Annotated in this window: 15 protein-coding genes; 4 read left to right on the top strand and 11 right to left on the bottom strand. The window is 44.8% G+C overall.

Translation table 11 applies throughout. The features are described from left to right. Positions 1–240: 240 nt before the first annotated feature. Genes recD through recC form a run of 3 tightly spaced genes read right to left on the bottom strand, consistent with a single transcriptional unit; the run spans position 241 to position 10,061 of the window. Positions 241–2,442: an exodeoxyribonuclease V subunit alpha gene (gene recD, locus QME20_RS14140; protein WP_281716107.1), complete on the bottom strand. Its 2,202-nt coding sequence runs from the start codon at positions 2,440–2,442 to the stop codon at positions 241–243. Between the two features lie 33 nt (positions 2,443–2,475). Next, positions 2,476–6,441: an exodeoxyribonuclease V subunit beta gene (recB, locus tag QME20_RS14135; RefSeq protein WP_281716106.1), complete on the bottom strand. Its 3,966-nt coding sequence runs from the start codon at positions 6,439–6,441 to the stop codon at positions 2,476–2,478. Continuing rightward, positions 6,438–10,061: an exodeoxyribonuclease V subunit gamma gene (recC, locus tag QME20_RS14130; protein ID WP_281716105.1), complete on the bottom strand. Its 3,624-nt coding sequence runs from the start codon at positions 10,059–10,061 to the stop codon at positions 6,438–6,440. The genes recB and recC overlap by 4 nt, the downstream gene beginning before the upstream one ends. Positions 10,062–10,697: 636 nt before the next feature. Here recC and QME20_RS14125 point away from each other — a divergent pair. Beyond that, positions 10,698–11,351, top strand: coding sequence for a dUTP diphosphatase (locus QME20_RS14125; RefSeq protein WP_049587640.1), 654 nt, complete (start codon positions 10,698–10,700; stop codon positions 11,349–11,351). A gap of 158 nt (positions 11,352–11,509) precedes the next feature. Here QME20_RS14125 and QME20_RS14120 read toward each other — a convergent pair whose 3' ends face one another. The 7 genes from QME20_RS14120 to QME20_RS14090 all read right to left on the bottom strand — a co-directional run bounded on the left by QME20_RS14120 (position 11,510) and on the right by QME20_RS14090 (position 21,162). Beyond that, entirely contained in the window at positions 11,510–13,189 is a 1,680-nt protein-coding gene (locus tag QME20_RS14120) for an AMP-binding protein (protein WP_281716104.1), read from the bottom strand. A 221-nt stretch (positions 13,190–13,410) separates the two neighbouring features. Continuing rightward, the gene (locus QME20_RS14115) at positions 13,411–17,583 is read right to left on the bottom strand and encodes an EAL domain-containing protein (RefSeq protein ID WP_281716108.1); all 4,173 of its coding nucleotides are present in this window, start codon (positions 17,581–17,583) and stop codon (positions 13,411–13,413) included. 216 nt (positions 17,584–17,799) lie between these two features. Beyond that, complete coding sequence (locus QME20_RS14110) at positions 17,800–19,188, bottom strand: ribonuclease J (RefSeq protein WP_281716103.1); 1,389 nt, start codon at positions 19,186–19,188, stop codon at positions 17,800–17,802. A gap of 68 nt (positions 19,189–19,256) precedes the next feature. Next, positions 19,257–19,490, bottom strand: a complete 234-nt coding sequence (locus QME20_RS14105) for a DUF2789 domain-containing protein (protein ID WP_061095288.1) — start codon at positions 19,488–19,490, stop codon at positions 19,257–19,259. A gap of 124 nt (positions 19,491–19,614) precedes the next feature. Continuing rightward, positions 19,615–19,965 (bottom strand): DUF2750 domain-containing protein, encoded by a 351-nt coding sequence (locus QME20_RS14100; protein ID WP_061095289.1) that lies wholly within the window; start codon positions 19,963–19,965, stop codon positions 19,615–19,617. A gap of 72 nt (positions 19,966–20,037) precedes the next feature. Next, positions 20,038–20,868 (bottom strand): LysR family transcriptional regulator, encoded by an 831-nt coding sequence (locus QME20_RS14095; RefSeq protein ID WP_061095290.1) that lies wholly within the window; start codon positions 20,866–20,868, stop codon positions 20,038–20,040. Between the two features lie 126 nt (positions 20,869–20,994). Continuing rightward, positions 20,995–21,162 (bottom strand): hypothetical protein, encoded by a 168-nt coding sequence (locus QME20_RS14090; protein WP_168463489.1) that lies wholly within the window; start codon positions 21,160–21,162, stop codon positions 20,995–20,997. Between the two features lie 399 nt (positions 21,163–21,561). Between QME20_RS14090 and QME20_RS14085 the strand changes: the two genes are divergently transcribed. Then, positions 21,562–21,918 carry a DUF413 domain-containing protein gene (locus tag QME20_RS14085; protein WP_281716102.1) on the top strand — a complete coding sequence of 119 codons (357 nt, stop codon included), beginning with the start codon at positions 21,562–21,564 and terminating at the stop codon, positions 21,916–21,918. A 192-nt stretch (positions 21,919–22,110) separates the two neighbouring features. Further along, positions 22,111–22,860, top strand: coding sequence for a PRC-barrel domain-containing protein (locus tag QME20_RS14080; protein WP_049587631.1), 750 nt, complete (start codon positions 22,111–22,113; stop codon positions 22,858–22,860). Positions 22,861–22,956: 96 nt separating this feature from the next. Here QME20_RS14080 and QME20_RS14075 read toward each other — a convergent pair whose 3' ends face one another. Beyond that, entirely contained in the window at positions 22,957–23,268 is a 312-nt protein-coding gene (locus QME20_RS14075) for a metalloregulator ArsR/SmtB family transcription factor (RefSeq protein WP_053103822.1), read from the bottom strand. Between the two features lie 184 nt (positions 23,269–23,452). Between QME20_RS14075 and QME20_RS14070 the strand changes: the two genes are divergently transcribed. After that, positions 23,453–23,803, top strand: coding sequence for a rhodanese-like domain-containing protein (locus tag QME20_RS14070; RefSeq protein WP_061095292.1), 351 nt, complete (start codon positions 23,453–23,455; stop codon positions 23,801–23,803). Positions 23,804–23,812 lie beyond the last annotated feature (9 nt).

Raw genomic sequence — 23,812 nt, 5'->3', positions numbered from 1 at the left:
ATTGGGTATGGTAGTCGTCTCTTCGAATAAACATCGGCGCTTCCAAGCTAATACCGACACCAGAAGCGTGCTGTCATTCCACTATCTCGGTCTGAGAGCTGTTGCTTGCCGAATAAGATTCACTATGCGACAGTGGAAAACTGCACTCAAATGGTACAGCTCCATAGTCGACGGGGCCTGGACCGCAGGCACATGGAATTAAATTCGTGGGGATCCCTCAGGGTCAGAGTACATTTATTTCTATTCAGTCTCTGGGGTGGCGTTTGATATGCTCTCTAGGTGCAGGCTAATCGCTTCAGACAGCCCGGAATAACGCTTATCCACCCGTTGAACCATGTGGCTAAATGTAGCGTTGTCAGAAATAATTAAGCAGCCGTCTTTAGCTCGGGTTAACCCTGTGTACACTAGGCCTCGATGAAATAAATTGGCGGCTTTCTCGCTATCAGGCTTAGGTAAAATAAGTACAACATGGTTAAACTCAGAGCCTTGAGATTTATGTATGGTCATGGCATACACAGTTTCAAACTGCGGTACTCTTGATAGCGATATGCTGCGCAACGCTTGTTTTTCCTGTAGCGCCTTGTCAGCATTGTCTCCCGCATTTGCCGAAGCATTCTGACTTGAACCGTTTTGACCTGAAGCTTGGCTGTCTTGGTAAAACCACGCATATAGCTTTCCTTTGCTGTCAGGCCAGATTACACCAACCTCACCGTTTGATAGTCGTTGAGGATGATGATTCTTGACAATCATAATGGGCTGACCTTGATAGAAATGGCCTTCCCGCTTTCTGATTTTGTGCTTGATAGCATCGAACACCAAATTATTCAGGCCTTCTACGCCCATTCCGCCCTTGCGGACTGGGGTTAGCCACCTAACCACATTCAGGCGATTAAGCGCTTCTTCGGCACTGCCAGCGTCAAAAATAGGCAAGAAGCTTTCTTTGGCCAACTGTTGTAAATCACGGCCGCTAACCTGGAGTTCTGGCCATAGATGAACGCCGGATTGTAGTCGCGATGCCGTATTTGAACCAAGACCCGCACTTTCGTCATTGGCATCAGCCTGGTCATTAATTGCAGTAAGTGCGCCGCTTGCATCACCTCGCTGTATGGCCGTTGCAACTTTTGCCACCTGCCCCTTGAAGCGCTGCGGTGCTTGCAGAGTTGCTACATAGCTTTTTGCCTGCTCATCAACAGGTAACAGGGGCAAATGCGGGCACAGCGTAGCGATGTGCTGACGCATTAACGATGGCACGCCACCTAAAGAAAACGCGTCGTCATGACTGTTTAAACTAAGTGAGCTATGTGCGCTGTTTGTGCCATTTGGCACATTCGCGTTGTCATCAAAACATGCTGGCCCGGTACTAACTAGCTGCTCTAACACGTTGCCAAGCTCAACCGCAGGAAGCTGATCTGCATCACCGATAAAATAGAGCCGTGCATGGTCTGGTAACGCTCGTACTATGCGCGTCATTAGCGCTAAGTCGACCATACTTGCTTCATCGACAATAAGTACATCTGCTGCCAATTGATTGTGCTGATTGAACTTAGTCGATACACCGTGCTCGCGCAATCCTAGTAATCTATGTAGCGTCACAGCATCGGTAGGCACGTTGTTAAGTACTGTGTCGTTCAACTTGCCGCGAAGCCCGTCTATGCTGTTCATGATAGATTCGGTCATACGCTGTTGCGCTTTACCTGTAGGCGCTGCCAGCACAATTTTTAAGTTTTCATCGCAAGCCTGTAGCGCCAGTAATAAGCGCAATACAGTATAGGTTTTACCTGTTCCTGGCCCACCGTTTATAACGCAAAAGCGCTGCATCAGGCTTTTCGCCACCGCTATTTGCTGCCAATCTTGCCGATCGGTTGTTTCGGTAGGAAAGATTGCTGGCCAAAGTTGCTTTACTTTTTCGCTTGCCTCATCACTTAACGGCGTAAGCGCAGCTCGTTTTACAACATTGCGTGCTACTTCTTGTTCAAATTCATAGTAGCGACGGCTGTACAGCTTGCCGTTGCTATAGACAAATAGTTGAGCCACCTGCTCGTTAACCAGTGCGCTTTTTAAAATTCTAAGTAACGGTGTTAGTTGTGGCACGTCAACACCTGCTTTGGGCGCTTTTTCCTGCTCGGTTTGTTCAACCAGCGTCAGTGAAGCAGCCGCCGCCCCATTACTGCTATGCTCATTCGTTTCAAACGCCAAGGCTGCCTCTTGTTCTGCGACTACCTCTTTAAAAAGCGTCGTACCCGCTATGTCTTTTAAATAGATACAGCTGTGGCCATTGCGCTGCATATACGACAAGTATGCTAAGATCCCAGCCCAAATAAACTGTTCTTCTTGCTCCAGTTCATCAATAAAGCCAAATTCTTTTGCGACAAATTTGTCGATCGCCTCGATGCCAAACAAGTTATCAAAAAATGACGGTACAGAGTGTTGATTGCTTTTCATTATTTTCCTTTGCTTTAGCCTCTATGATGTTGACTACTTGTCATCGAAACTAAACTGCTGCTGACCCGAAGACGTTTGTTCCAAAGGCTGGCGAGAGCTGCCTGCATTCGAAGAACTATTGCCTTGCTGGGCATCGCCTTTGCTCGCAAATATCCCGTCTAATCGATTGAGTACAGACGATGGAACATCAGTATAAAATACCCCTTCCCCGCGCTCGTTTTCTGGGTGCATACCTCGTAGATACAAGTAATACACTCCACCAAAATGCATATCTGGGTCGTAGTTAGGCAGCGTATTCTTTAAATAGCGATGTAGCGCCAAACAGTAAATTAAGTACTGAAGGTCGTAAAGGTGATGCTGGTTATTGTGAAACAGCGCTGTTGGCGTGTAGCTATCAAGGGTATCGCCAAGCCAGGTTGATTTGTAGTCTGCCACATAAAACTGACCGTCATGTTCAAAAATCAAATCAATAAACCCGTGCATCATTCCCTGTAATTTAGCTGTGATTAATTGAGGCGCTGTTTCCATCTCGCCACCAATAACGTCAGCCACGTTTTTTCGATGAGTCGCGAGTACTTCACGAAGCTGAGTCCATTGCGTGTCGTTCATTGGAAAATAGAATTCGGCTTCGCGCAGGGTTTGCGCTAAGGGCAAATCACTCATACTTAGCTGCATATTGGGATACAGAGGCGTCTGTAGCGCTTCTTCTAACCATTTATAGAATAGCGGCGTTCGCTTTTCATCTAACCCGAAGCGGTTAACCAGTTCCTTACCCGTTTCTTCCCAATCGGGCGCACTAAAGTCACTGTGCTCTAGAATATCGTGAAGTAAATTACCTGCGCTCGCACCTTTCTCTAGGGTAAAACGCAGATCACTTTTACTTACCGTACTTTCAATACCTGCCGAGGAATTGATGTCTGCATCAATTGTGCCCATCTCACCCATAAGGGGGTCACTTGCATACACTTCTTCATCTCGAATGGTTTGAAGTACTGGCACATTAGGAAGGGTTTGACTCAAGGGCTCTGTTGTTGCGCCGGACTCTGCTGCTGTGCCTGTTTCAACGCTTTGGTTAGCACCAGCCGTGGTTAAACGGCTCATTGCTGAGAATGAATACAGTCGCCATTCTTCGCTTGCCGTGCCGGTAAATTGCAACGCGGTTAGCTGAGGTAACTCATCTTCTTGTTCAAAGCCATTATACACTTCCTCAAACTCATCACCGTCGATATGGCTGGCATGGGACGCATCTTCATCAGCAACGCGGTTTAACACACTCGACCAATCGTTGTTGCTGCCATCGTCGCCTACACCAAGTGCTCGTGCTAATGCGCTTCTTTCATTGTTAGTTAGCGGTACAACGCCCATGTAACAGCGATGGGCAGCTCGTGTTACCGCCACATAGGCCAGTCGCATGTCTTCCGCTTCACTCTCACTTTGAACGCGAGCTATCGCCTGTGGCGTCTGCCCAAGCTGCATTTGCAAATCTTGTTTTTCTTCGTCGTAATAAGTAAATATTTGCGATGTAGTGTTGCCGTTTTTAGCGGCGTCTCTGTAGCCGGTGGCAAATGGAACAAACACAATGGGGTACTCTAGCCCTTTCGAGCCGTGCTGAGTAATAAGTCGAATAAGTTGGCTGTCACTTTCAAGACGCAAAGTAAGCTCTTCATCGCTTTCAGGCTTATGAATTTGCTTATTCAACCAGTCGAGTAGCTGCTCTGGGCGCTGGTGAGTAGTGCTGGCTTTTTCGAGTACTTCGGCTAGGTGTTGATAGTTAGTAAGGGCGCGTTCCACGCTGTCAGCATGAGGTTGATAGCTGTCTTGCATTAAATACAGCAGCACACTCATGCACCCTTTTTGCAGCCACATATCGCGCAGCGACAATACCTTGTCGATAGCCGCATCCCACTGCGCGTCATCTTCATGGTACAACAGTTCAATAAGTGTTTGGGCACTATAACCCCAAAGCGGTGACGCCAAGCTCGACGCTACTTTACTGGTGTCGTTAGCATGCCAAATACCGTTAAGTAACCGCAGTACATCTTTGGCTTCGGCACTGGCAAATAAGTTACTGCGATCGCTTAAATAAACGCACGCCAAGCCTTTTTGCTGCAGTACACTTTTGATAGCGCCAGCTTCGGTCCTGTCTTTCACCAAGATAGCGATATCCTGAGGCTTAACAGGCGCGGTGCCACCATTGGCGGTTTGGAAGTGCGCTTCGTTCAATAAGCGGTAAATCTCCTGCGCAATCCATTGAGCCATTTTGCGGCGCATAATGTGGGCGTTTTCTTTGTCATCTAAACACATGCTAACGTAGTTCATTGCACTGCGTTTCGTTACAGCACTTTTCATTACACCGCTCTTCATTACAGCACTTTTCATTACATTGTCTTGTTCGGCAGGATCGATAAGTGGCGTTTTTGCCGCGGCCGCTTTAGGCGTAAATTCGACTGGGTTGTATTTGATATCAAAACCAAACACATCGGCAGGTCTATTTGATGCCACAGGCGCGCCATAAAATAACCGATTATAGGCTTTAACCATTCCCTCAACCGAGCGCCAGTTGGTATTCATCACCCAGCGGTAATCTGCCTGCCTACCCGCTTTTAAATAGGTAAAAATATCGCCACCGCGAAAGCGATAAATCGCCTGCTTGGGGTCACCTATCATTAATAACGCACTTTCGTTAGCATTCTCAAGATTAGGATAAACTGCGTCTAAAATCGCGTACTGCTTTGCATCGGTATCTTGAAATTCGTCGATAAGCGCTACGGGAAATTTTTTGCGAAGCTCAGGCACTAGAGTATTGTTTGGCTTCACCACTTCGTCGGCGAGCATGCGAATAAGATCGTCGAAGTCGATAACGCCAAGCTGCTTTTTCTGCTTTTCAACGCGGGATTTGATGAACGCAATGGCTTCAACCACCAGCTTGAATACAGGCACCTTACCAAGCGCTTTGTCTTTCTCACTAAATGCTTTTTTAAGCGCCCCTGCAAAATCTTTTATAGGCGTTAAGATCTCTTTTACACCAGATGAATTTCGCGCATATCGGTTACCTTTAACAAAGGCTTCCGCTTCGGGCGGCGGAAGATAATAACTTTGTTCATCCACGCAAGAACGCAACCAAGCTTTAAGTGCGGCCAATTCCTGCGGCCGCTCTTTTTTATGGGCCGGTGTTTTGATGAGCTGTTCTACCAATAGCCCTTCATTATCCTCTACGCTTTGAAGTAGAGACTTCACGTAGGCTAAAGACGTGTGCGGCGCTTCATCTAACTGCTTTTTACACGCTGCCTCAATATCCTCTTCACTAAGCAATATTGGGGTCAGAGTACTTTTAATGCTGGCGTTAAACTCTCGCAGCAGTCTGTCAGGTGTATGCCAACCTGACTCTGCCAGTAGCCTAAACTCGTCCTCGCTTTTGCTAATTTTTCGAATGAAGTCTTCGGCAGCTTCAAGGTATAAGTCGCTGGTGTCATTGCCCAAGTTAAGTGACATGGCAAAGCCGCTGTTAAACGCTAGCTGGGTGATAACATGCTGACAGAAGCCGTGAATAGTAAACACCGAGGCTTCATCAAGCTCTAGCTGCGCCGCTTTTAAAAGGGCCAGACTCTCGTCAATATCACAGTTGTTAAATAAATACTGATAAACCGGGTCACAGCTACTGTCTATTTCATTGCCGTTATCTTTGGCTTGCTGCCAAATAAGTAGAGCTTCTCTCAGTGTTGCCGCAATACGCCCCTTTATTTCCTCGGTCGCGGCTTTGGTGAAAGTCATCACCAATATTTCTTTGACGGTGAGCTTTTTTTCAAGCAATAGACGCAGATACAAGCGCGTAATATTAAAGGTTTTACCTGTACCAGCGCTGGCCTCAATAAGGTGGCGCCCTTTTAACGGCATAGCGACTACATCGAGTAATTGCGCTTCAGTGCCGCTGTGGTCGTCGGTTTGCAGCTTAGCTTGCTCGTCTAGAGGGTTGTCAGAGGATGTAGGGGTGTAACTCATAGCTTCTCCTCCTGAGACGCATTGTCGACCATGGCGAGCAGCACAAAAGCACTTAAATACGGCACATCGTTCCAACTCACGCCCTGAGGAAACAACCAATTTAAGTAAGGGTTGCTTGCCATATCGGCGCTGAACTGCCCGCTACTTTGTTGCCAGTCGGTTAATGCTCGCTGTAACTCTATCGTGTTAAAAAGTGCAGCGGCTTGATCCACCGCCTGTTTCGCTTTTTCATGTTTTTCATTTGTCGTTTCGCTAGCTACAGCGTTGTCTTTATCAGTGAACGGGCACATCTCGTCAATTGCATGTTGAACTTGGCTAAGTATCGCTTTGTCGGTTTCACTAGTCCCGTCCGCACTCTCTAGTAGCGCATGCAGAATGTCGGTAAACATCTCAGGCTTTATGCTTTCCACTACAGGCTTAGTGTCTGAATTTCTGGTCCCGGGCATAAAAGTACCGAACAAACTTAAATGAACTGGTGTCGGCGCCGTGTAAACTGCCATATAAAGCTGTTCAATAAACAAAAGTAAACGCACAGCAGTTTCTCGGTCGTAAGCGGGGAAGCGCTGCTTTTTCAAAATGGTTTCGCCTTTTTCCCAGGCACACGAATAGATATCCAGCGGATAGTTGCTGTAGCTGGTTTCTTCAACGCTGCTTGAAAAAACTAATTGTGAGATGAAGAAACCCAAAGCGCGGTGTGCGTCAATCTTGCCTGCACAAAGCTCGACTAGCGCGTCACTGCCTAATAAAGCCGATGAAGTAAAGGTGATGTATTTGCCTTGAAAGTGCGCTTTTTTAGGCTCCGCGTCATGAGGGCCCATGGCCTGACTCAATGCCAACGCCCCTTCTTTCCACATGTCAACTTCATCTCTGGCAACGGGGTTATTGGGAATATCCCCTCTAAGCGACGCAAACGTGATCACTTTTTCACTATAGGAAAGAGAGGCGACATCATCTTTCTCTGGCGCAACGCGCTCTGCAGACGAAAAGATAGCGTCGAGCACCTGGTAGCGCAGCAGCGCATTGGTTTCAAACGGCTCGCTATTTTCAAGTAGCGTAAACGATTGAGACAGATTCACGCCCAGCCGTTGGACAGAAAAATACTCCAGCGGATCTTTGAAAGCTCTCGCAACTTGAATACCTGATAGACGAAGCGATTGCGTTGATAGTGCATCAGGTGATGGCGCTAACGTTGACGTATCCGCATCATTGGTAGAGTCATTGTCTGCTTCGTCTGTATTTAATTTCGTTTTTTGTAACGCGTCAGCTAACCGTAACCACCCTGTTTCGTAGCTCGGCAAGGTTCCCGTAAAGCCTTCTTCACTAAACGGGTGTAGCGGCGCGTTAACGCTGTACTTTGATAACTCCAGTGCGTAGCTGTTTTCTAGCATATCCATGAACTCAGCCAATACCAGACTGGGTTGTCGCTCACTATTATTAGTAACGTCGTTTCCTTGGTAGCTTAAATATAAGCTCTCTCTGGTGGAAATAATGGCTTCGAGGAATAAATATCTGTCCTCCAAACGTCTTGAGCGGTCACCAATCTGGCGGCCAGCGCCCGCCATTAAATCGAGACCCAGCGGGCTTGATTTTCTGGGGAATTCACTGTCGTTCAGGCCCAAAATGCACACTTTTTTAAACGGTATGCTTCGCATGGGCAGCATTGAACACACCGTAACCTGACCGGTCATAAAGTGGTTACCAGCATCTGGCGACGAGAATCGATTGAGTAGCAGGTCGCGAACCTGACGAAGGGTGAGTTCGTGTTCATAACCTGCCTCTTCGCATCGTGCAGCAAGATCGGCAGCAACTTTGGCAATAAGATCCCAACTTTGCTGCTGCTCTTTTATTGGCATAAAACACGCATCTCTAAGCGATATTAAGGCTTTAGACCACTGCGCCGCCGTCCTTGGGGCTGTTAATACTTGGGCAAACTCACCCAACAGCGCCACAACGTCAATAAGCTTGCCTAGCGTAAGCGCACTTTGTCCTTCAACGTCGGGAATAGTAAGTAAGTCACTCACAATGACTTCACTATCTGGTGCAAGCATACCCATAAGTAATCGACGTATTCCCCACCACCAGCTGTAAGTGTCGTCTAGATCAACACCTTCTGAAACGGCCGTTTTATGGGCGCTATTAAGACCCCAATGAATATGAGCTTGTTTTAGCCAAACCACCATTTGCTCGATATCATCTTGTGACACTGAGAAACGCTTTTGCACTGAATCTAGCTGCAGATAATCCATAATGTCCGACACACCAAAGCGGCTATCGGGCAGCTGTAACAGCGCCATAAACGCCGCAATCAACGGCTCTGCATCCATTGGGCTTCTATCTGCAATGGTACACGGAAGCCTAACCTGCCCTCTGCCAGCCAAAGCCTTTGTGCCTACTCTGTGAAATACAGCATCAACAAATGGCGCGTAGTTTTCGATGGCCGGGCACATCACCAGAATATCAGATGGGGTGCGCGTTTTATCTTGAGATAACCAGTGTAACAAGTGGTCGTGTAAAACCTGCACTTCGCGAAGTGCGGAATGGGTACACATGATAGTAACGCTATCGTCTTTTTCTCTTAAATCATGAGTAAGTGGCTTCGGTTGAGCGGCTTGCAATATATCGTTGTGAATATATTCGAGTAGACCATAACGGTGAACGTTCTCACCACTGTTAGAAGCCTCTTCAAAATCCGGTGAATCAAACGCACTAATCTCAAAGGTATCTAGCTCAGTAAGTAAGTTGAATAGCTCTCTGCCCTGTTTACCTAAGTTGCCAAGCAGCGGGTTTGACTGATCGTCTTCCATCCATTTTTTGAGCCCTTCTAAACGTAATAGCTTCGCCTGTTCGCTACTGCTTTTCGCTTCCCCCCAATAATTAACGCTGGGGTTTAGGTGAAATATATGAATATCAATGTGCTGCGCGAGGGCGTCAAAAAACGCGATAAGCTGCGGGGCCATGGTGTTAATAGCAAACACTATCACACGATTAGGCAATTTGTTCGTTGGCTCATTCGGTAAATGACCAGCTTCTAACGCCTCTAAGGTCATTTGATGCAAACGTGCAGGATGCAGCGGTTGCTCTTTGACCAATATGCGCCAAATTTCGCTTTGCCATATCTCCATGTCATCAAATACAGCGCGTTCGTTAGCTTCCCATTTAAATAACCAGTCTGGGCGGTACAACAAGTATTGCTCGTACACGTCGGCCAGAGCGGTAGCTAGCTGAAGGCGCTGTAACCCCTGCTCTTGTTCACTACCGGCGCTTTGCCAATACCGGTTAACTTGCTCGAAAGCTTCTGTGCTCATTAGCGAGCTATCTTGGAGAATATTGTCGATACGCCATGTCAGTACTTCACGACGATAGGGAGATTGCTTGGGTACTTTGTCTTGTCCTAATACAGTACGTGCTGTATTCCACATAAAGCGCACCGGTAGAGGATAATCAATATTCATTGCCACGCCGTGTTCTGTGGCAAGCTGCATGCTGACCCAGTGCTGCATTCCCGGGCTTTCAACCAAGATGGTTTCTGGCGTAAATACGCCCATGGGCTGCTGACGTAAAAGCGTGGTGAGAAGAAAACTTAAGTGTTCTAATTTATTAGAGGGATATAGCGCAAGCAATCGAAAAATCCTTTGTAGAACGTGCTTTTTAGATACTGTGCAAAGACTGTACAGGTATCGTCGACCTTATAATTTAGTGTATCGCATTGGGCTCAGTAGTTAAGTTATTTCTCCAAAATTTAGATGAGCAAATGTCTTATGAAAATAAAACAAATACTGGGGGCATGGCGAAATCAATACCCGGAGAGTTCTAAGCAAAGTGATTGAGAGATCTGGCGCAGTAAATGAGTGCAAAAAAGCGTGTGTGGGCGATTTTCAGACAAAAAAAACCCACACAGACCTCAGGACACGAAAAATCTGTATGGGTAAGGTTTACGGTCTACTCAGTAACAACGTGAATAAGCGTTGCCTGGCACTCATTCACGTTAGCGCTACTCAGCAGCACTGTTAACGATTAATGTTTTGCAGATTGAATGCCAACTTTTTAATCATTAAGTATCAACAACTTACACGAAACGAGAAAACATGACCAATAAGTCATAGTTTTACCATGGTGCAAGTGCACCACAAGCAAGCAGACATTAAAGAAAGCGCTTTACTCTCGCCATCCTAAATTTTGCAGTTTCTCCCGGAGCGTCATTCAAGTACAATTTCGCCTTTATAAAATGCAACACAATTTCACGGTCAGGAGCAACAATGTTAACCGCGCAACAACTCGCCACTATGCTTTCTCTTCAGGATAAAATGAACGCCAAAGTAAACCCAGACTGGCTAAATGCTGGTTACGGATACTTACGTGCAGCAATGGTAGAGTCAGTTGAAGCGATTGAGCATCACGGCTGGAAATGGTGGAAAGCACAGCAAAAAGACTTGCCACAGCTTCAGATGGAATTGGTGGATATCTGGCACTTTGCACTAAGTGCCTGCATTATTGAATATAAAGGCGATATCGCTGAATCTGCAAAAAGTATTGCTTCTGAATTAGCAAGTGGCAAAACGCTAGTAACCTTCGATGGAAAGGACTACGACGCGTCAAATCTGACGCTTCTTGATAATTTAGAGCTCATGACGGGCCTTTGCGCCGCCAAACGCTTTAGCGTGCCACTATTCATGTTCATCGTAAGCCAGTGTGAAATGTCAGCTGACGAGCTGTATCGTCAGTACGTAGGTAAAAATGTGCTCAATTTTTTCCGCCAAGATAACGGCTATAAAGAAGGCACTTACGTAAAAGTGTGGGAAGGTCGTGAAGACAACGAGCACCTGGTAGAAGTAATGGATGTCCTAGATTTAACGAAGCCAGAGTTTAGCGACTTAGTGTATGAAGGGTTACGCTCTCGCTACCCTTCTTAAAGCGACCATTGCGTTTCGTTTGACGCGATTTAGCCTCGCTGTAGTACTTATAGCCCAACACAGTTTTAACGCTTATTGCGCCTCCTTCTAATAAAAAAAGCTCTGTCATGGACAGAGCTTTTTCAATTAGTGCCAAAGCAAAAGACTCAACGAGGATTTTATGCGTCAACCCAAACTAATTTGTCGCGATAGCTACCTTGGATAATATCAACAAAGCGGTCTTCTAAAACATGACGCTTTACTTTGAGCGTCGGAGTCAGCAAGTCGTTTTCGATGCTCCATTCGTTTTTCATAATGACAACGCGATCCATAACTTGATGGCTTTCCAGTTTTGCGTTGATAGCTTCGAACGTTTTCTTAAGGCTTGCTTCAATGCCCGCTTTGTCTTTTTTCTGCGCTTCTTCACTAAGCACTAGCAAAGCCACAGGTTGAGGCAAATTAGTCCCCGTTACGCACACTTGCTCAACAATAGGGTTTTCCATGAATTTTGCTTCAATCGGTGCTGGTGTAACATACTTACCCTTCGCGGTTTTAAAGATGTCTTTCAAACGACCAGTAATTTTAACGTAGCCATCAGCATCAATTACCCCTTTATCACCAGTGCGCAGATAACCATCCTCAGTAAAGACTTCAGCCGTTTTTTGTGGTTCCAAGTAGTATTCCAGCATGTTGCACGGCGACTTAACTTGAATCTCACCTTCTTCTGACGTGCGAATGTCTACGCCGTCGTATGGCTTGCCGATACAGCCGATTTTATCATGACGGAAAGGTACACTGCCGGTGCCATAGGCACTGTTTTCGGTCATTCCCCATCCCTCAGAAATGTAGATACCAATTTTCGCGAACCATTCAATGACTGCTGGTGCAAGTGGCGCCGAACCACTTGCCCACAAACGTGCGTTATTAATGCCCAAGCCATCGCGAATTTTCTTCGCAACAATTTTGTTCAAAATTGGAATTTTAAGCAGCGTATCCAGCTTCTTCTGCGGCATTTTCGCTAACACGCCCATCTGGAACTTTGTCCATAAACGCGGTACCGAAATAAATAGCGTTGGCTGACAGTGACCTACATCCCGTTGGAAGGTAGTTAAATCTTCTACAAAGTGAATTTTGCCACCACTGTAGTAGCTTGAAAGCTCGACCAGTACACGCTCTGTAATATGCGCAAGAGGTAAGTAGCTCATTGTGCGATCGTTTTGGTTAATACCCAATTGATCGAGTGAGCGACGCGCTGCCCAACAAGCCGTATTGTAACTGTGCACCACCCCTTTAGGCTGACCGGTACTGCCAGACGTATAAATGATCGTCATCAAATCATCCATATCAGGTACAGGCGAGTCTGTTATGGGCGCGATATCCATAAATTCTTTCCACTGCTGTTTAGTAGCAATGTTTGGGTAAGGAAATGCAACCGTTAAATATTCTGAAGGAATAGAGGCAACTTGTTCCGCAGTATTATCTAGTTTTCCAACGAACAATAGCTGTACGTCAGCATGCTTCAATACATACTGGACCGTGTCTGGACCGGCTGTTGAGAAAATAGGTACCGACACGTGACCTGCCATCATAATGCCCAGATCAGCGATAAACCACTCAGCACAGTTTTTTGAAAAGATACCTATACGGCTGCCTTGCGGGAAATCGAATTCACGTAACCGTGCTGCCACTTTTCTGGCTTGTTCGGCGACTTGTTTCCATGTGTAGTCGTGATATTCACCGTTAATAGGCTGCGTAAGAAATACGTCGTTCCCACGGCTTTGTTCCCAGTGGTACAACATACTTAATGGCGATGTTATTACTTCCGTGGTATTTGCGTTTGCTGTCATGTCTAGCGGCATAAGTCACTCATATGTTGTTATAATGTAGCTCATTTTTACAATGATTTCACAGACTTCTAATAAGCCCTATTTTTTATTGAAAAACAAGCTTTTTAAACAAGCGTTTACATTCTATGCGACGAATAACAAGGCTTTAGAGGCTAAATTTAGTTTTCTTATAGATTTGGCTTTTGAATCTTTATGGTCTTATCTGTTAGAAAAACGTGGTAAATATCGACGTTTTACCACGCTTTAAATAACAGCGGTGCAACTTCCTCGGCGGTACAAGGCTTGGCGTAGAAATAGCCCTGGTGGAAATAACACGCTTTTCCAATCAATTCTTCCGCTTGCGCTTTTGTTTCAACGCCTTCCGCAACACAACTCATATTCAAGTTATTCGCTAACGTAATGGTTGTTGTTACCAGCGCTTCGTTTGCATTACCCGGCGCCATTTCGTTAACGAAGCTCTTGTCGATTTTTAATACCGACAACGGATAACGCTTTAAATAGCTTAAAGACGAGTAACCTGTACCAAAATCGTCAAGGGCTAATACAAAGCCTTCTTTCACAAACCGATTAATCTGTCTTAACGCATTATCACTGTCATCCATCAATACGCCTTCGGTAATCTCGAATCGAAACGCTTCTTTGGGTAGGTTGAACTCATCAAGCAGGGTTAGCACACCGGTTAAGTCGAATTCGGTTTTGAAGTGAAGTGCAGATAGGTTAATAGAAACAAACCCCGTGAAGCCCTGGCTATACCAGGACGACAAATCCTCTGCCGCTCTTCGCATTGCCTGTCGTGTAACTTCTATTATGTACTTCAATTCTTCAAGTACCGGAATGAACTGATCGGGGAAAAGAGGCTCGTTATCCAGTTTTCCTCGCAGCAGTAACTCAACCCCAATAGTGGTATTGGTTCTGGCATCTATAATTGGCTGGTAGTGATTGAAGAAACAGTCATCTGAATAGGCCCGCTTTACTTTATTCTCAAGCTGTAAACGCGTTTTGGCACGTTCATTCATGTCTGTCGTAAAGTAGGTAAAGCCGCTTAATGCGTCCTTCTTCGCCGTATACATAGCCACATCAGCCTGCTTGATAAGCTCAGCAGGCTCAGAGGCGTCTTCGGGATAAAACGCCACACCAATACTGCACGAGACACGAAGCACTTCCTCTGCTAACGATATAGGCGTTTCTACCGATTCAATGATTTGTGCCACGAATGAGCTCAAGTCGTCACTGGCATTAACTTCCTCAACAACAATAACGAATTCATCGCCGCCCAATCGCGCAACGGTGCCCGACTCAGCCACAAGGTTTCGCATTCGGTTGGCTACAATGCGCAGCAGTTTGTCACCGTAGTCATGCCCAAGTGAGTCGTTAATACCTTTAAATCTATCCAAGTCAACAAACATCACCGCCACACGATGCTCATGATGACGGGCAAGCCCAATAGCATGCTCCAGTCTGTCTAGCAGCAATGTTCTGTTGACCAAGCCTGTTAAGCCATCGTAGGTCGCGATTTTCAGAAGTTTGCGCTCAGCATTTTTTTGTTCTGTGATGTCGGAAATAACAATCAGGTAATGCTCTGCAGTATTACTTTCGCCACTTACCGCTGTTATATCAATAAGCACGTCGTAGCGCTTGCCATCAGCACCATCGATCACGGCCTCGTCTTTCCAAAAATCCCCTCCCTGCATTTCCGGTAATTTGCCAGAAAGGTGTCTATTCAACGTTGGGTAACGCAAATAAAGTCGTGCCAACTGCTTGGGTAACGGCTCTTTATTATTAAAGCCGAACACGTGTTCAAAAGCTGGGTTCGCGGCAACTAAACGCTTTTCTTTATCAAAAATTAAAACCCAGTCTCGAGTTTGTCTAAAAGCGTCACTGAATAGCGTTACCTGCTGCTGCGCTTTTTGTAGTCTAAACAGTTGGCGTTGACGGGAGAGTAAATATGCTACGAATAAACTTACGATGAGCACTGCGTAAATAGTATATGCAAGCGGTGAACGCAGAGGCGCATGTGGCATATAAAGCGTAATTTCAGCCGGAAGCACGTTATAGTCGAAACTACCTGGCGTAGGGGCAACAGAAAAAACGTAGTCACCCGGTTCTATGTTGGTAAAGGTTATTTTTGCATCGTCAGTCACGCCTTCTGTAACGACGCGATCACCGTTCAACAGCTTGTAGTAGTACTTTATTTTTCCTATGCCTGACATCGCTAATGACGAAAAATGGATTGTTAACCCATAATCTTCGTAATCGAGATCAAAATGGTGTCCGGTTAGGTTTTTAAGCGGCTGATTAAGGATCCTATTGTCTACGGCGACTTCTGTTATAGCAGTTTGCTTACTTAGCAAACTTCTTCCAACTTCCAAGCTTTCCAATTGCGATGCAGAGAAAACCACAGCGCCGCTCGTCGAGCCGTAAGCCAGTCGACCGTCCTTAAGCTTAAGCGAAGCCCCTTGGTTAAACTCAGAAACACTTAGCTCACGTCCGTAGATAAAGTTCTTGATTTGGCCGGTAGACGGATCGTAATTGTGTAACCCTTTGTGCGAACTAAACCAGATATTGCCTGCTTCGTCTTTTTGCAGCCCGTAAACAATGTTTGATAATAAAATATTCGATTCGTTTAGGTTGTACAACGGCTCAAACGTGTCTGCGTCTATGCCAACCAACCCTACGCCACTGTATGCAAGCCACAGCACACCCATATCGTCGATAACCCACGACGATATGGAGCGATCTCGGCCACGCTGTAGCTCTGAGAATCGATAGACCAATTCATGCTGAAACGTCTCTGGGTCGATTAACCACAAACCACCTTCGGTAGCAAAAAATAATCGATCATTGTGGTAATGAGACTGCCCCAAGAAACCCAATGAAAAATTTATGTCAAAAACACGAGGATCCAGCTCTAAAGAAGAAATTTCTTTTTTGTCCACGTCATACTTTAAAAAACCTTCGTTGCCAATAAAGTACAAATCTCCTTTATCTGAAAGCATCATTCCCGCGCCATACGCATCAAATACGGTGTCATCGCCACCTTTTAATACCTCTGGCCGGTTAGCCTCCCCTGTTTCCATATCAAACAACCGTATTCCGTTGTACGTATTGAGAAACAATTCGCCACTTTGCGTTGGAACAATTTTGTTTACGGCGCCTTCGCCGATAATCGCTCTTTGACTTTTTGAATACAGATACTTCTCAGACTTTTTTGTCGTGAAATCATAGTGATTAAGCCCGTTTTCTGTACCTATCCATATTTTATTAGGTTCAGTCTCGGCAAACGACCACACCACATGGCTAGTCAAAACGCTAGCCTCACCGGCTCGTTCATTCTGGATAGCAAAAATATCCGCACTTTTCACACCGAAATACAGTGCACCAGCATAGACTGAACTTAACCAGAGGTTGTCAGATTCATCTTTGGCAATGGCGATAATTTTTTTGTTTGAAATTTCGGTGAAACCGTTATGCGGTTCTAAGATGTGTTCGTATTCCCAACCACCTGCTTTTTTACTCAGCTGATATAGCCCTTTATTAGTGCCCATCCAAAAAGCGTCGTCTTTGTACTGAACCAACGTCCACACGTTTCTGTCAGATAGAACCTGTGTAAAGACATGTTCTTTTTCGCCCTGTACCTGCTTGAGAAAGTCTTGTTTCTGAGCAACAAATACGCCCGAAACCGTTGAAATCCACACCCTGTCCTTATCGTCTAAAAGTAGAAACTTTGCATTGGCGTTATCGAGGTTTTCGGGAATATCACCCAGGTAATCAAGTCGACGTAAAGACTGTTCTAAATTGTTGATATTTTTGACGTACACCCCCGATGTAGTGGCTACCAGTAAGGTGTCTTCAACGGTGATTGCCGCCCGGATGCTTTGGCTGTTACCCAACAGCGGCTCAGGGAGCTTTGCTATTCGCTCAAGGGTTTTAGTTTGCGTGTTAAATTTATGCACTTCTTCTGCCAGTGCAATGATAAGGTGCGTGTCATCTTGCCAATGAAAGGTTTCTGCATGTTGCACAAAACCTTCAAAGTCGTGGTAGTACGTTGGCTCTAATTGCACCACATCTTGAGTGGCCAAATCGAGATAATAAACCCCTCTGCCGTACACACTAAACCACAACGCTTCAGTACCTTGAAGGGCAAGTCGATAAATGGATGAGTCGATAAGAGAATTGTCTGGACCTGCTATTCGTTTAGTTCTAACTCCATCCCAACGAACCAAACCACCTTCTGTGGCTATCCACACAAAGCCATCTTCGTTTATAACAATGTCGTTGACGATATCTTGCGGAAGGCCATTTTTGGTCGATAAAGACTGAAAGACGGGATTAGACAGTCGCGGCGAGGCCACCGCTTGTAGGCTTACAACTAAAAACAGCAGTAAAAAATAGTTGAAATATCTCATCAAAAATGGGTCGCACGTTTTAAATTTTTATTATAAGCCCAAGTGTAACAGAATGTTTTAAACTTGGGCAGCTTCTAAAATGAGGTTTTAAAAAACGTAAAGGACACATCTATCGCATTGATAATTAAAAATTAATTTTTCTAAAGCGTACAATATGAACAAAAGCAAAAGGCGCGTCCGACTAAATACACTTAGGGCTATTTCGATATTTTTATTTTACGCTTGCTGTACAGGAATTCGACCAACTGGAACAACCTGTCTGCGAATGCTTGGCTGTGGCGCTAGCCTGTACAAATCACCGTTCTGCCCTACATAGGTCTTTTTAATACCGCACGCTTTAGCAATATTTGCATGTGCTTGAAGGTGTTGATGCTCGCCGTGAACCGGAATAGCAATGGTAGGTTTTACCCAATGATACATGAGCTTTAATTCTTCTTCACAGGGGTGACCGCTGGCATGAATTGGCAGCGTGCTATCTTCACTGTGAATAACCGTTACTCCCTTTGCCTGCAGCGCTTTACTTAGTCGGCCTACACTTTCTTCATTTCCAGGAATAACTATCGAAGAAAATAGCACAGTATCCCCTTTGTCTAAACTAAGGTGAGGGTGAGTGTCTTTTGCAAAACGCGCCAGCGCGGTATTTTTCTCGCCCTGGCTGCCTGTCGCTACAGCTAAAACTTCATGGGGGGGAAGATAACCTAAATGTTGGGGGTCGGTCACCGGTAAATCGTCTGGCCAAATGCCCTGTTGTTTGGCAATGCCGTACATGTTCATTAACGAACGACCATACAGCGCCATGTAACGCTTAGTTTTCTTGGCGACTTTAGCTAGCGAAATTAGCCGTGCTATATTGCTACCAAAGCAACCTACCACCACTCTACCCTTTAACGGCGCGATAGTGCTTAATAGGCCGTCGTAACAATTTCTCTCAGAAATTGAAAAGCCCGGTTTTGTTGCATTGGTAGAGTCTCCAACCATGGCAAGAATATTCTCGTTGCCTAGTCGCTTGTAAAGGCTAACGTCAAACGGTAAACCTGTTACAGGGTTGGCATCAATTTTCCAGTCTGCTGTATGTAATACTGTGCCTACTGGTGTATTGATTTTTAGTGCGAAGGGTTCTGGAAGCGAGTGAGTAATGGCTAGCCAGTTAACGCTAAAAGACCCAATTTGCTTAGTATCGCCTGCGTCGACTTCAATAATGGCAATTCGGTTAGCCAATTTACTTCTTGCAAGCTTTCGCCTTAACACTTCGGCGGTAAAAGACGTAGTATAAATTGGCTTTTGGAAGCGTTCCCAAAGGTAAGGAATTGCGCCTACATGATCTTCATGGGCGTGGGTAATGACAATGCCAGCCAGTGCTTCTTTTTGTTTAGTAATAAATGAAGGGTTTGGAGCCACAACGCGATGCGTAGTGGTTTTGAACGTATTCTGGTTAGACTCTTGGCTGACGCCTTTGTAGGCAGGTGTGAGAGGCTCATCAAAAGAAACCCCACAGTCAACCATTAACCATTGACCATCGTGACCATACAAATTGAGGTTCATCCCAATTTCGCCCGTTCCACCTAACGGAAGAAACCACAAATCATCAGCAGATGGGTGCAACAAAACGGCTAGTACCTTCTCTCAAAGCATTAAATATTAGTTTGACGTTTAAATCTAGGAGCGCAGAGCCATCATTCGTGCAACTCAGCATTAAGTTGGTCTATCACTTCGGCCCACGCAGCGTCTTCAATAATGGCATCTTTCAAAAATGCAGACTGACTTTCATTCCAATAAGGCGCTTCATGAAGATGTTGGCTCTTATTCAGCCCTCGATGTGTTTCAAAAAATTCAGCAATTTCTTCGTCTGAACTTCCTAAACCGAGTTGGCTAAATAAACTATTCATTGTGGGTTGCTCAGTAAACATAACGCCTCCTTGGGTTACTAATTAAGGGCACAATAAGCGCCAGATACGTTGTACCCAACAAGCGTTTTTATGCCCCATTTGCTTACTAGATAATTACCCTTTGCCTTCCCCTTGAGATCACATCTTAAAGGTAGTCAGCAAACTCTTCTGGTGTAATTACCTCTCCTTCTTCAGCAGGTACAGGACATACAATGACCATTAATTCATCTTGCGTCATGCCCGGCACCCACTTAGTCAAAAACTCTTCGGTGCTTAATTTCATCGCTTCACAGTGTGCCCAGTCTTCGGTTGCCCACAAGAGTGCTAACTCTGCATCAGGCCAAACCGGAACACCATCTTCTTCATCCGTAGTTAGCATTACGCAGCCGTGCTCATCTTTAAGAATGAAGAGCTTTTCTTCCGCTTTAATTGTTGCAAGGCTTGCTTCTAGTCGTTGAAATGCGTTTTTTTCCAATAAAGGATGTAATTGTGACATAAGTTTCTCTCTTTAATTCTGCGATTCACATGCCTTTAAATTAGGCACAGTGGGTAAATTTATTGGCAGCGGTTAACACGCTTTAGACACGCTTTCTATTATCTCTGCTAGACCCACTCGTCTGACTTGCTTCATGCTGTGCACATACACCTTAAACGATACGTTTTCTAACGTTTCAATTCTGGTCACTTTCACACTATCGGGTAACTGGCTTTCAACGTTGGTCGGTAATACGGCAATACCACCTTCGCTCTGTAAATTGTTGAGCGCAAGATTCAACGAATTGGTTCTTAACTTTGCATCGCGAAGTTGAGGGTAAGCAGTAAGCAACCAGTCTCTTGCCTTAGCTCCCCAATCAATAGCCACAAAATCTGATGCATCAATAGTCTCAGACGCTTGTCCAATTCGATACAGCGCCAACTCCTGCTCTAGCAATACATCACTGTTTACTTCTTCAGATTTCAACGGTTCAGTGGAGAAAGATAAGTCTGTCACCCTTTCGTGCAATTGTCGCGACAGTGTATCTAACGTAAGAACTTCAGCCTTTACTGACCAATCGGGAAACGAGTTGTGTAGGTGACTGAGCATCTGAGGCAATAACAGCTCGCTCGCAAGCTGTGTTGCGCCGCAAACAACATATTCAGAGGATTGAATTTGGAGCTCTTGTTTTGCTTCGTTTAGCGTTGCGCATAATTGCCTAGCGTAAGGCAGAAGTTTCTCACCAGATTGAGTGAGCTGTATACTGTTGCGTTGCCTAATAAAAAGCGTGGTATGAAAATACTCTTCAAGTAGCTTTATGCGCGCACTGACTGCAGATTGAGTAAGGTAAAGATTTTCAGCCGCTTTACCAAAGTGACGAGTTTTTGCCACCTCTATAAAGGTGGTGAGAAAGCGTATATCCATGCTTATTGTACAACCGAATCAAAGTGGGTCTAAATTGACACAGATAATACGGTAAGTAAACACAAAAGCACAGAAGCGCACCGCTATAAACGGTACGCTTTATTAAAATTTCACCAACTCACTGAATTAATACTCTTCTTGGTGCAGGCGACGCTGTTTGTCACGGCGTTGCAGGTCACGCTTCTGCTTTTCCTTTACAGTACTTTGACGTTTGGAACTTGGCTTTTTAGCGTGAAAATCTTCCTCTTCTACCGAGTCCCATTCATCACGCTGGTAACGATAGTCTTTACTCATTGACTTCTCTGGGTTGTTAACACACTTCAATTATTATCTTAAGTGACAAAATAGAAAACGAATTTTAATCATCGTAGCGACAAGAATTTTTGATTATTCTCATCAGTGATTTTCATAGACTTTTAACGTCCAACTCATTTACGCTCGTGTAATAGCGATACCCATTGCAGGGCCAATAAATAGATACTTACATTTCACTTTAATTTCAAAAACTTAGACACATCATACTTGAGGTTTTCACCTCGTACTTTCTGTATACTTTTCTGACGTAATCTAAAATTTAGTGTTAGATTTTATACCGTTAAAAATTTTTTATTGATAAGAGAAAAATCTTTTGTTTTATCTTCGTTTTTAATTATCTTAAAAGTGCGCTGAACAAAACATTACGTTGGGTACAACATGAAAAGTTTAGCTATTCGACAATCTGCAAAACCTTATATTGACCATCAGAAGTTTCCATACGGTTTTCGTAAATCAGGTGACTTCAGTATTACTGAAGCCGATCTTCTAACCCACTACGGCAAAACACTGCTAGGACTTGAAAGTGGCGAGTTGTCGCCTGAAAGTGATGATGAGAGACATTTCGTCGAATTCGTTACAGGTAAAGTTGAAGCTAGCAATAACCTAGAAAAAGCCTGGGCGAAATACGTCAGATTAGCAAGGGGCAAAAAGCACTTCTACACCCTTCACAGCAGTGCGAGTAACCAGTCAGACTATGATGAAGATTACTCTGATGAAGAATTCGATGTAGCATAATGCTACAGCATTACTAAAAAGCTCGCTCCGGCGAGCTTTTTTGTTATTGAACAAATGATCTCAATCAACTTCAGACAAGAACAAAATGAAGAAACATTAAGGACTGTCTACACTTAGTAGTAATACAGAGTGATGTGCAGTGAATTGTGCATTTCATTCTGAAAAACGAGCCCATGCAAAGGAGGCGCAACGATGATCATTAGTTCAAAACAGCTTACTCACTTTTCTATACATGCCCTTGATGACAAAGTGGGCGGCATCCGCGATATCCTTTTCGACGACGAAACCTTCACTGTTCGCTACTTGGTCGCAGATACCAATACTTGGCTACCGCTTAGCCGCAAAGTGGTAATATCACCTATATCTGTCAAACAGCTAGATGAAGATAGTGAGTCTGTTCATATCAATATGACAGTTGATACATTGAAAAACAGCCCCTCTATTGACGAACATAAGCCTGTGTCACGTGAATACGAAGAAAACCTCTTCAAATATTTTGGTTACGGATACTATTGGATTGGTCCAGGAGCATGGGGAGAGTTCGCACATCCAAATGAACTGGTCGAATTACAACGCGCTGAAGAGTCTGAAACTGAAACCCCGAAAAAAAGCACCAACCACCTAAGAGCAGTGGGCGAAGTTGGTGGATATGAAGTAGCTACAACCACAGATAACGTGGGCCACATCAGTAACTTCGTCATTGACACCGAGAGCTGGAAGATAATCATGCTAGTGGTAGATACCAACAACTGGCTTCCGGGTGGTAAACATCTCGCACTTCTACCTAGCGATATTGAAAGTATCGACTGGGCGGCGCACAGCGTAGTAGTGAATTTAAGTCACGACGAATTGGTTGATAGACCTGAAGTGGAAAGTGAAAAAATATCTGAAGAAGGCTATGTGCCTATGCTTTGCGAGCAATTGAACAAAAACGGAAATTAATAACCGAAGAGTGTCATTGATGGTAATTTTTAGTTAGGAATTTTACAATGTCCGTTGTTGAAGGCGGACATTGTAGCTTAGGATGCAAAAAGAAGATTATTCGCAGAAAAATTCGTACATCAAAGCAATTAAGCGCTTGACGCGCTCGTCTGCTAAGCGGTAGTAAATAGTTTGACCTTGCCTTCTTGTGGCCACCATCTTTGATTCTCGCAATAAAGCAAGGTGCTGAGAAATCACTGGCTGCGAGACGCTAACAACTTCGAGAAGTTCGGTTACCGATTTTTCCTCTTTCAGCAACGAACAAAGCACCATAAGGCGTGTTTTATTCGCGAATTGCTTAAGGAAGATCTCGGCTTCCGCAGCGTGTTCCATTATATCATCTGAACCTATTACCATATCCTCGGACATAAGCACTCTCTATCTGTAAAGTATTTCGGCACCAATTTAGCCATTTACTATACTAAAGTATAAGGCATTTTGCCGACCTGCCAATTTATGCGACGAATCGCCGTATTTTACATTGTTTTATTACGCTGACATCAATATATTAGATTTTACTTATTTCAACTAAGTTTAGGCAAAAAGGAAAAATATGCTTATAGACATGAAGACTCGAATAGAAAACATAGACGTGAACTTACGCACTGTATCTGCGGAGCAAGCGGCCAGTGAGTGCCGAAACAATAGCGGTATACTGATTGATGTACGAGAGAGTGCCGAAGTTGCCAATCAGCCCGTACCTTCTGCGCTTCACATACCACGCGGCGTGCTCGAAATGAAGGCACTGGAACAGTTTAAAGATGCTTCAGCGCCACTTTATATTCACTGTGCGTCGGGCGTTCGAGCAAAACTAGCTGCAGAGCAACTTATAAAGATGGGCTATGAGAACGTTTCGGTTGTGACATGCCCTGTACCCACGATAAATCAAGCAAACCAGAAATGACTTCTTAAC

It is taken from the genome of Alteromonas sp. CyTr2, assembly GCF_947311905.1.
In the GTDB taxonomy this organism is placed as follows: Bacteria; Pseudomonadota; Gammaproteobacteria; order Enterobacterales; family Alteromonadaceae; genus Alteromonas; species Alteromonas macleodii.
The sequence above is the reverse complement of the archived record's forward strand: the minus strand, read 5'-3'. Positions and strand labels throughout refer to the sequence as shown.

Coding starts and splice junctions, on each gene's coding strand:
- recD (WP_281716107.1), bottom strand. CDS start 2,442: ATGAAAAGCAATCAACACTCTGTACCGTCATTTTTTGATAACTTGTTT.
- recB (WP_281716106.1), bottom strand. CDS start 6,441: ATGAGTTACACCCCTACATCCTCTGACAACCCTCTAGACGAGCAAGCT.
- QME20_RS14125 (WP_049587640.1), top strand. CDS start 10,698: ATGTTAACCGCGCAACAACTCGCCACTATGCTTTCTCTTCAGGATAAA.
- QME20_RS14120 (WP_281716104.1), bottom strand. CDS start 13,189: ATGCCGCTAGACATGACAGCAAACGCAAATACCACGGAAGTAATAACA.
- QME20_RS14115 (WP_281716108.1), bottom strand. CDS start 17,583: ATGAGATATTTCAACTATTTTTTACTGCTGTTTTTAGTTGTAAGCCTA.
- QME20_RS14105 (WP_061095288.1), bottom strand. CDS start 19,490: ATGTTTACTGAGCAACCCACAATGAATAGTTTATTTAGCCAACTCGGT.
- QME20_RS14100 (WP_061095289.1), bottom strand. CDS start 19,965: ATGTCACAATTACATCCTTTATTGGAAAAAAACGCATTTCAACGACTA.
- QME20_RS14095 (WP_061095290.1), bottom strand. CDS start 20,868: ATGGATATACGCTTTCTCACCACCTTTATAGAGGTGGCAAAAACTCGT.
- QME20_RS14090 (WP_168463489.1), bottom strand. CDS start 21,162: ATGAGTAAAGACTATCGTTACCAGCGTGATGAATGGGACTCGGTAGAA.
- QME20_RS14085 (WP_281716102.1), top strand. CDS start 21,562: ATGAAAAGTTTAGCTATTCGACAATCTGCAAAACCTTATATTGACCAT.
- QME20_RS14080 (WP_049587631.1), top strand. CDS start 22,111: ATGATCATTAGTTCAAAACAGCTTACTCACTTTTCTATACATGCCCTT.
- QME20_RS14075 (WP_053103822.1), bottom strand. CDS start 23,268: ATGTCCGAGGATATGGTAATAGGTTCAGATGATATAATGGAACACGCT.
- QME20_RS14070 (WP_061095292.1), top strand. CDS start 23,453: ATGCTTATAGACATGAAGACTCGAATAGAAAACATAGACGTGAACTTA.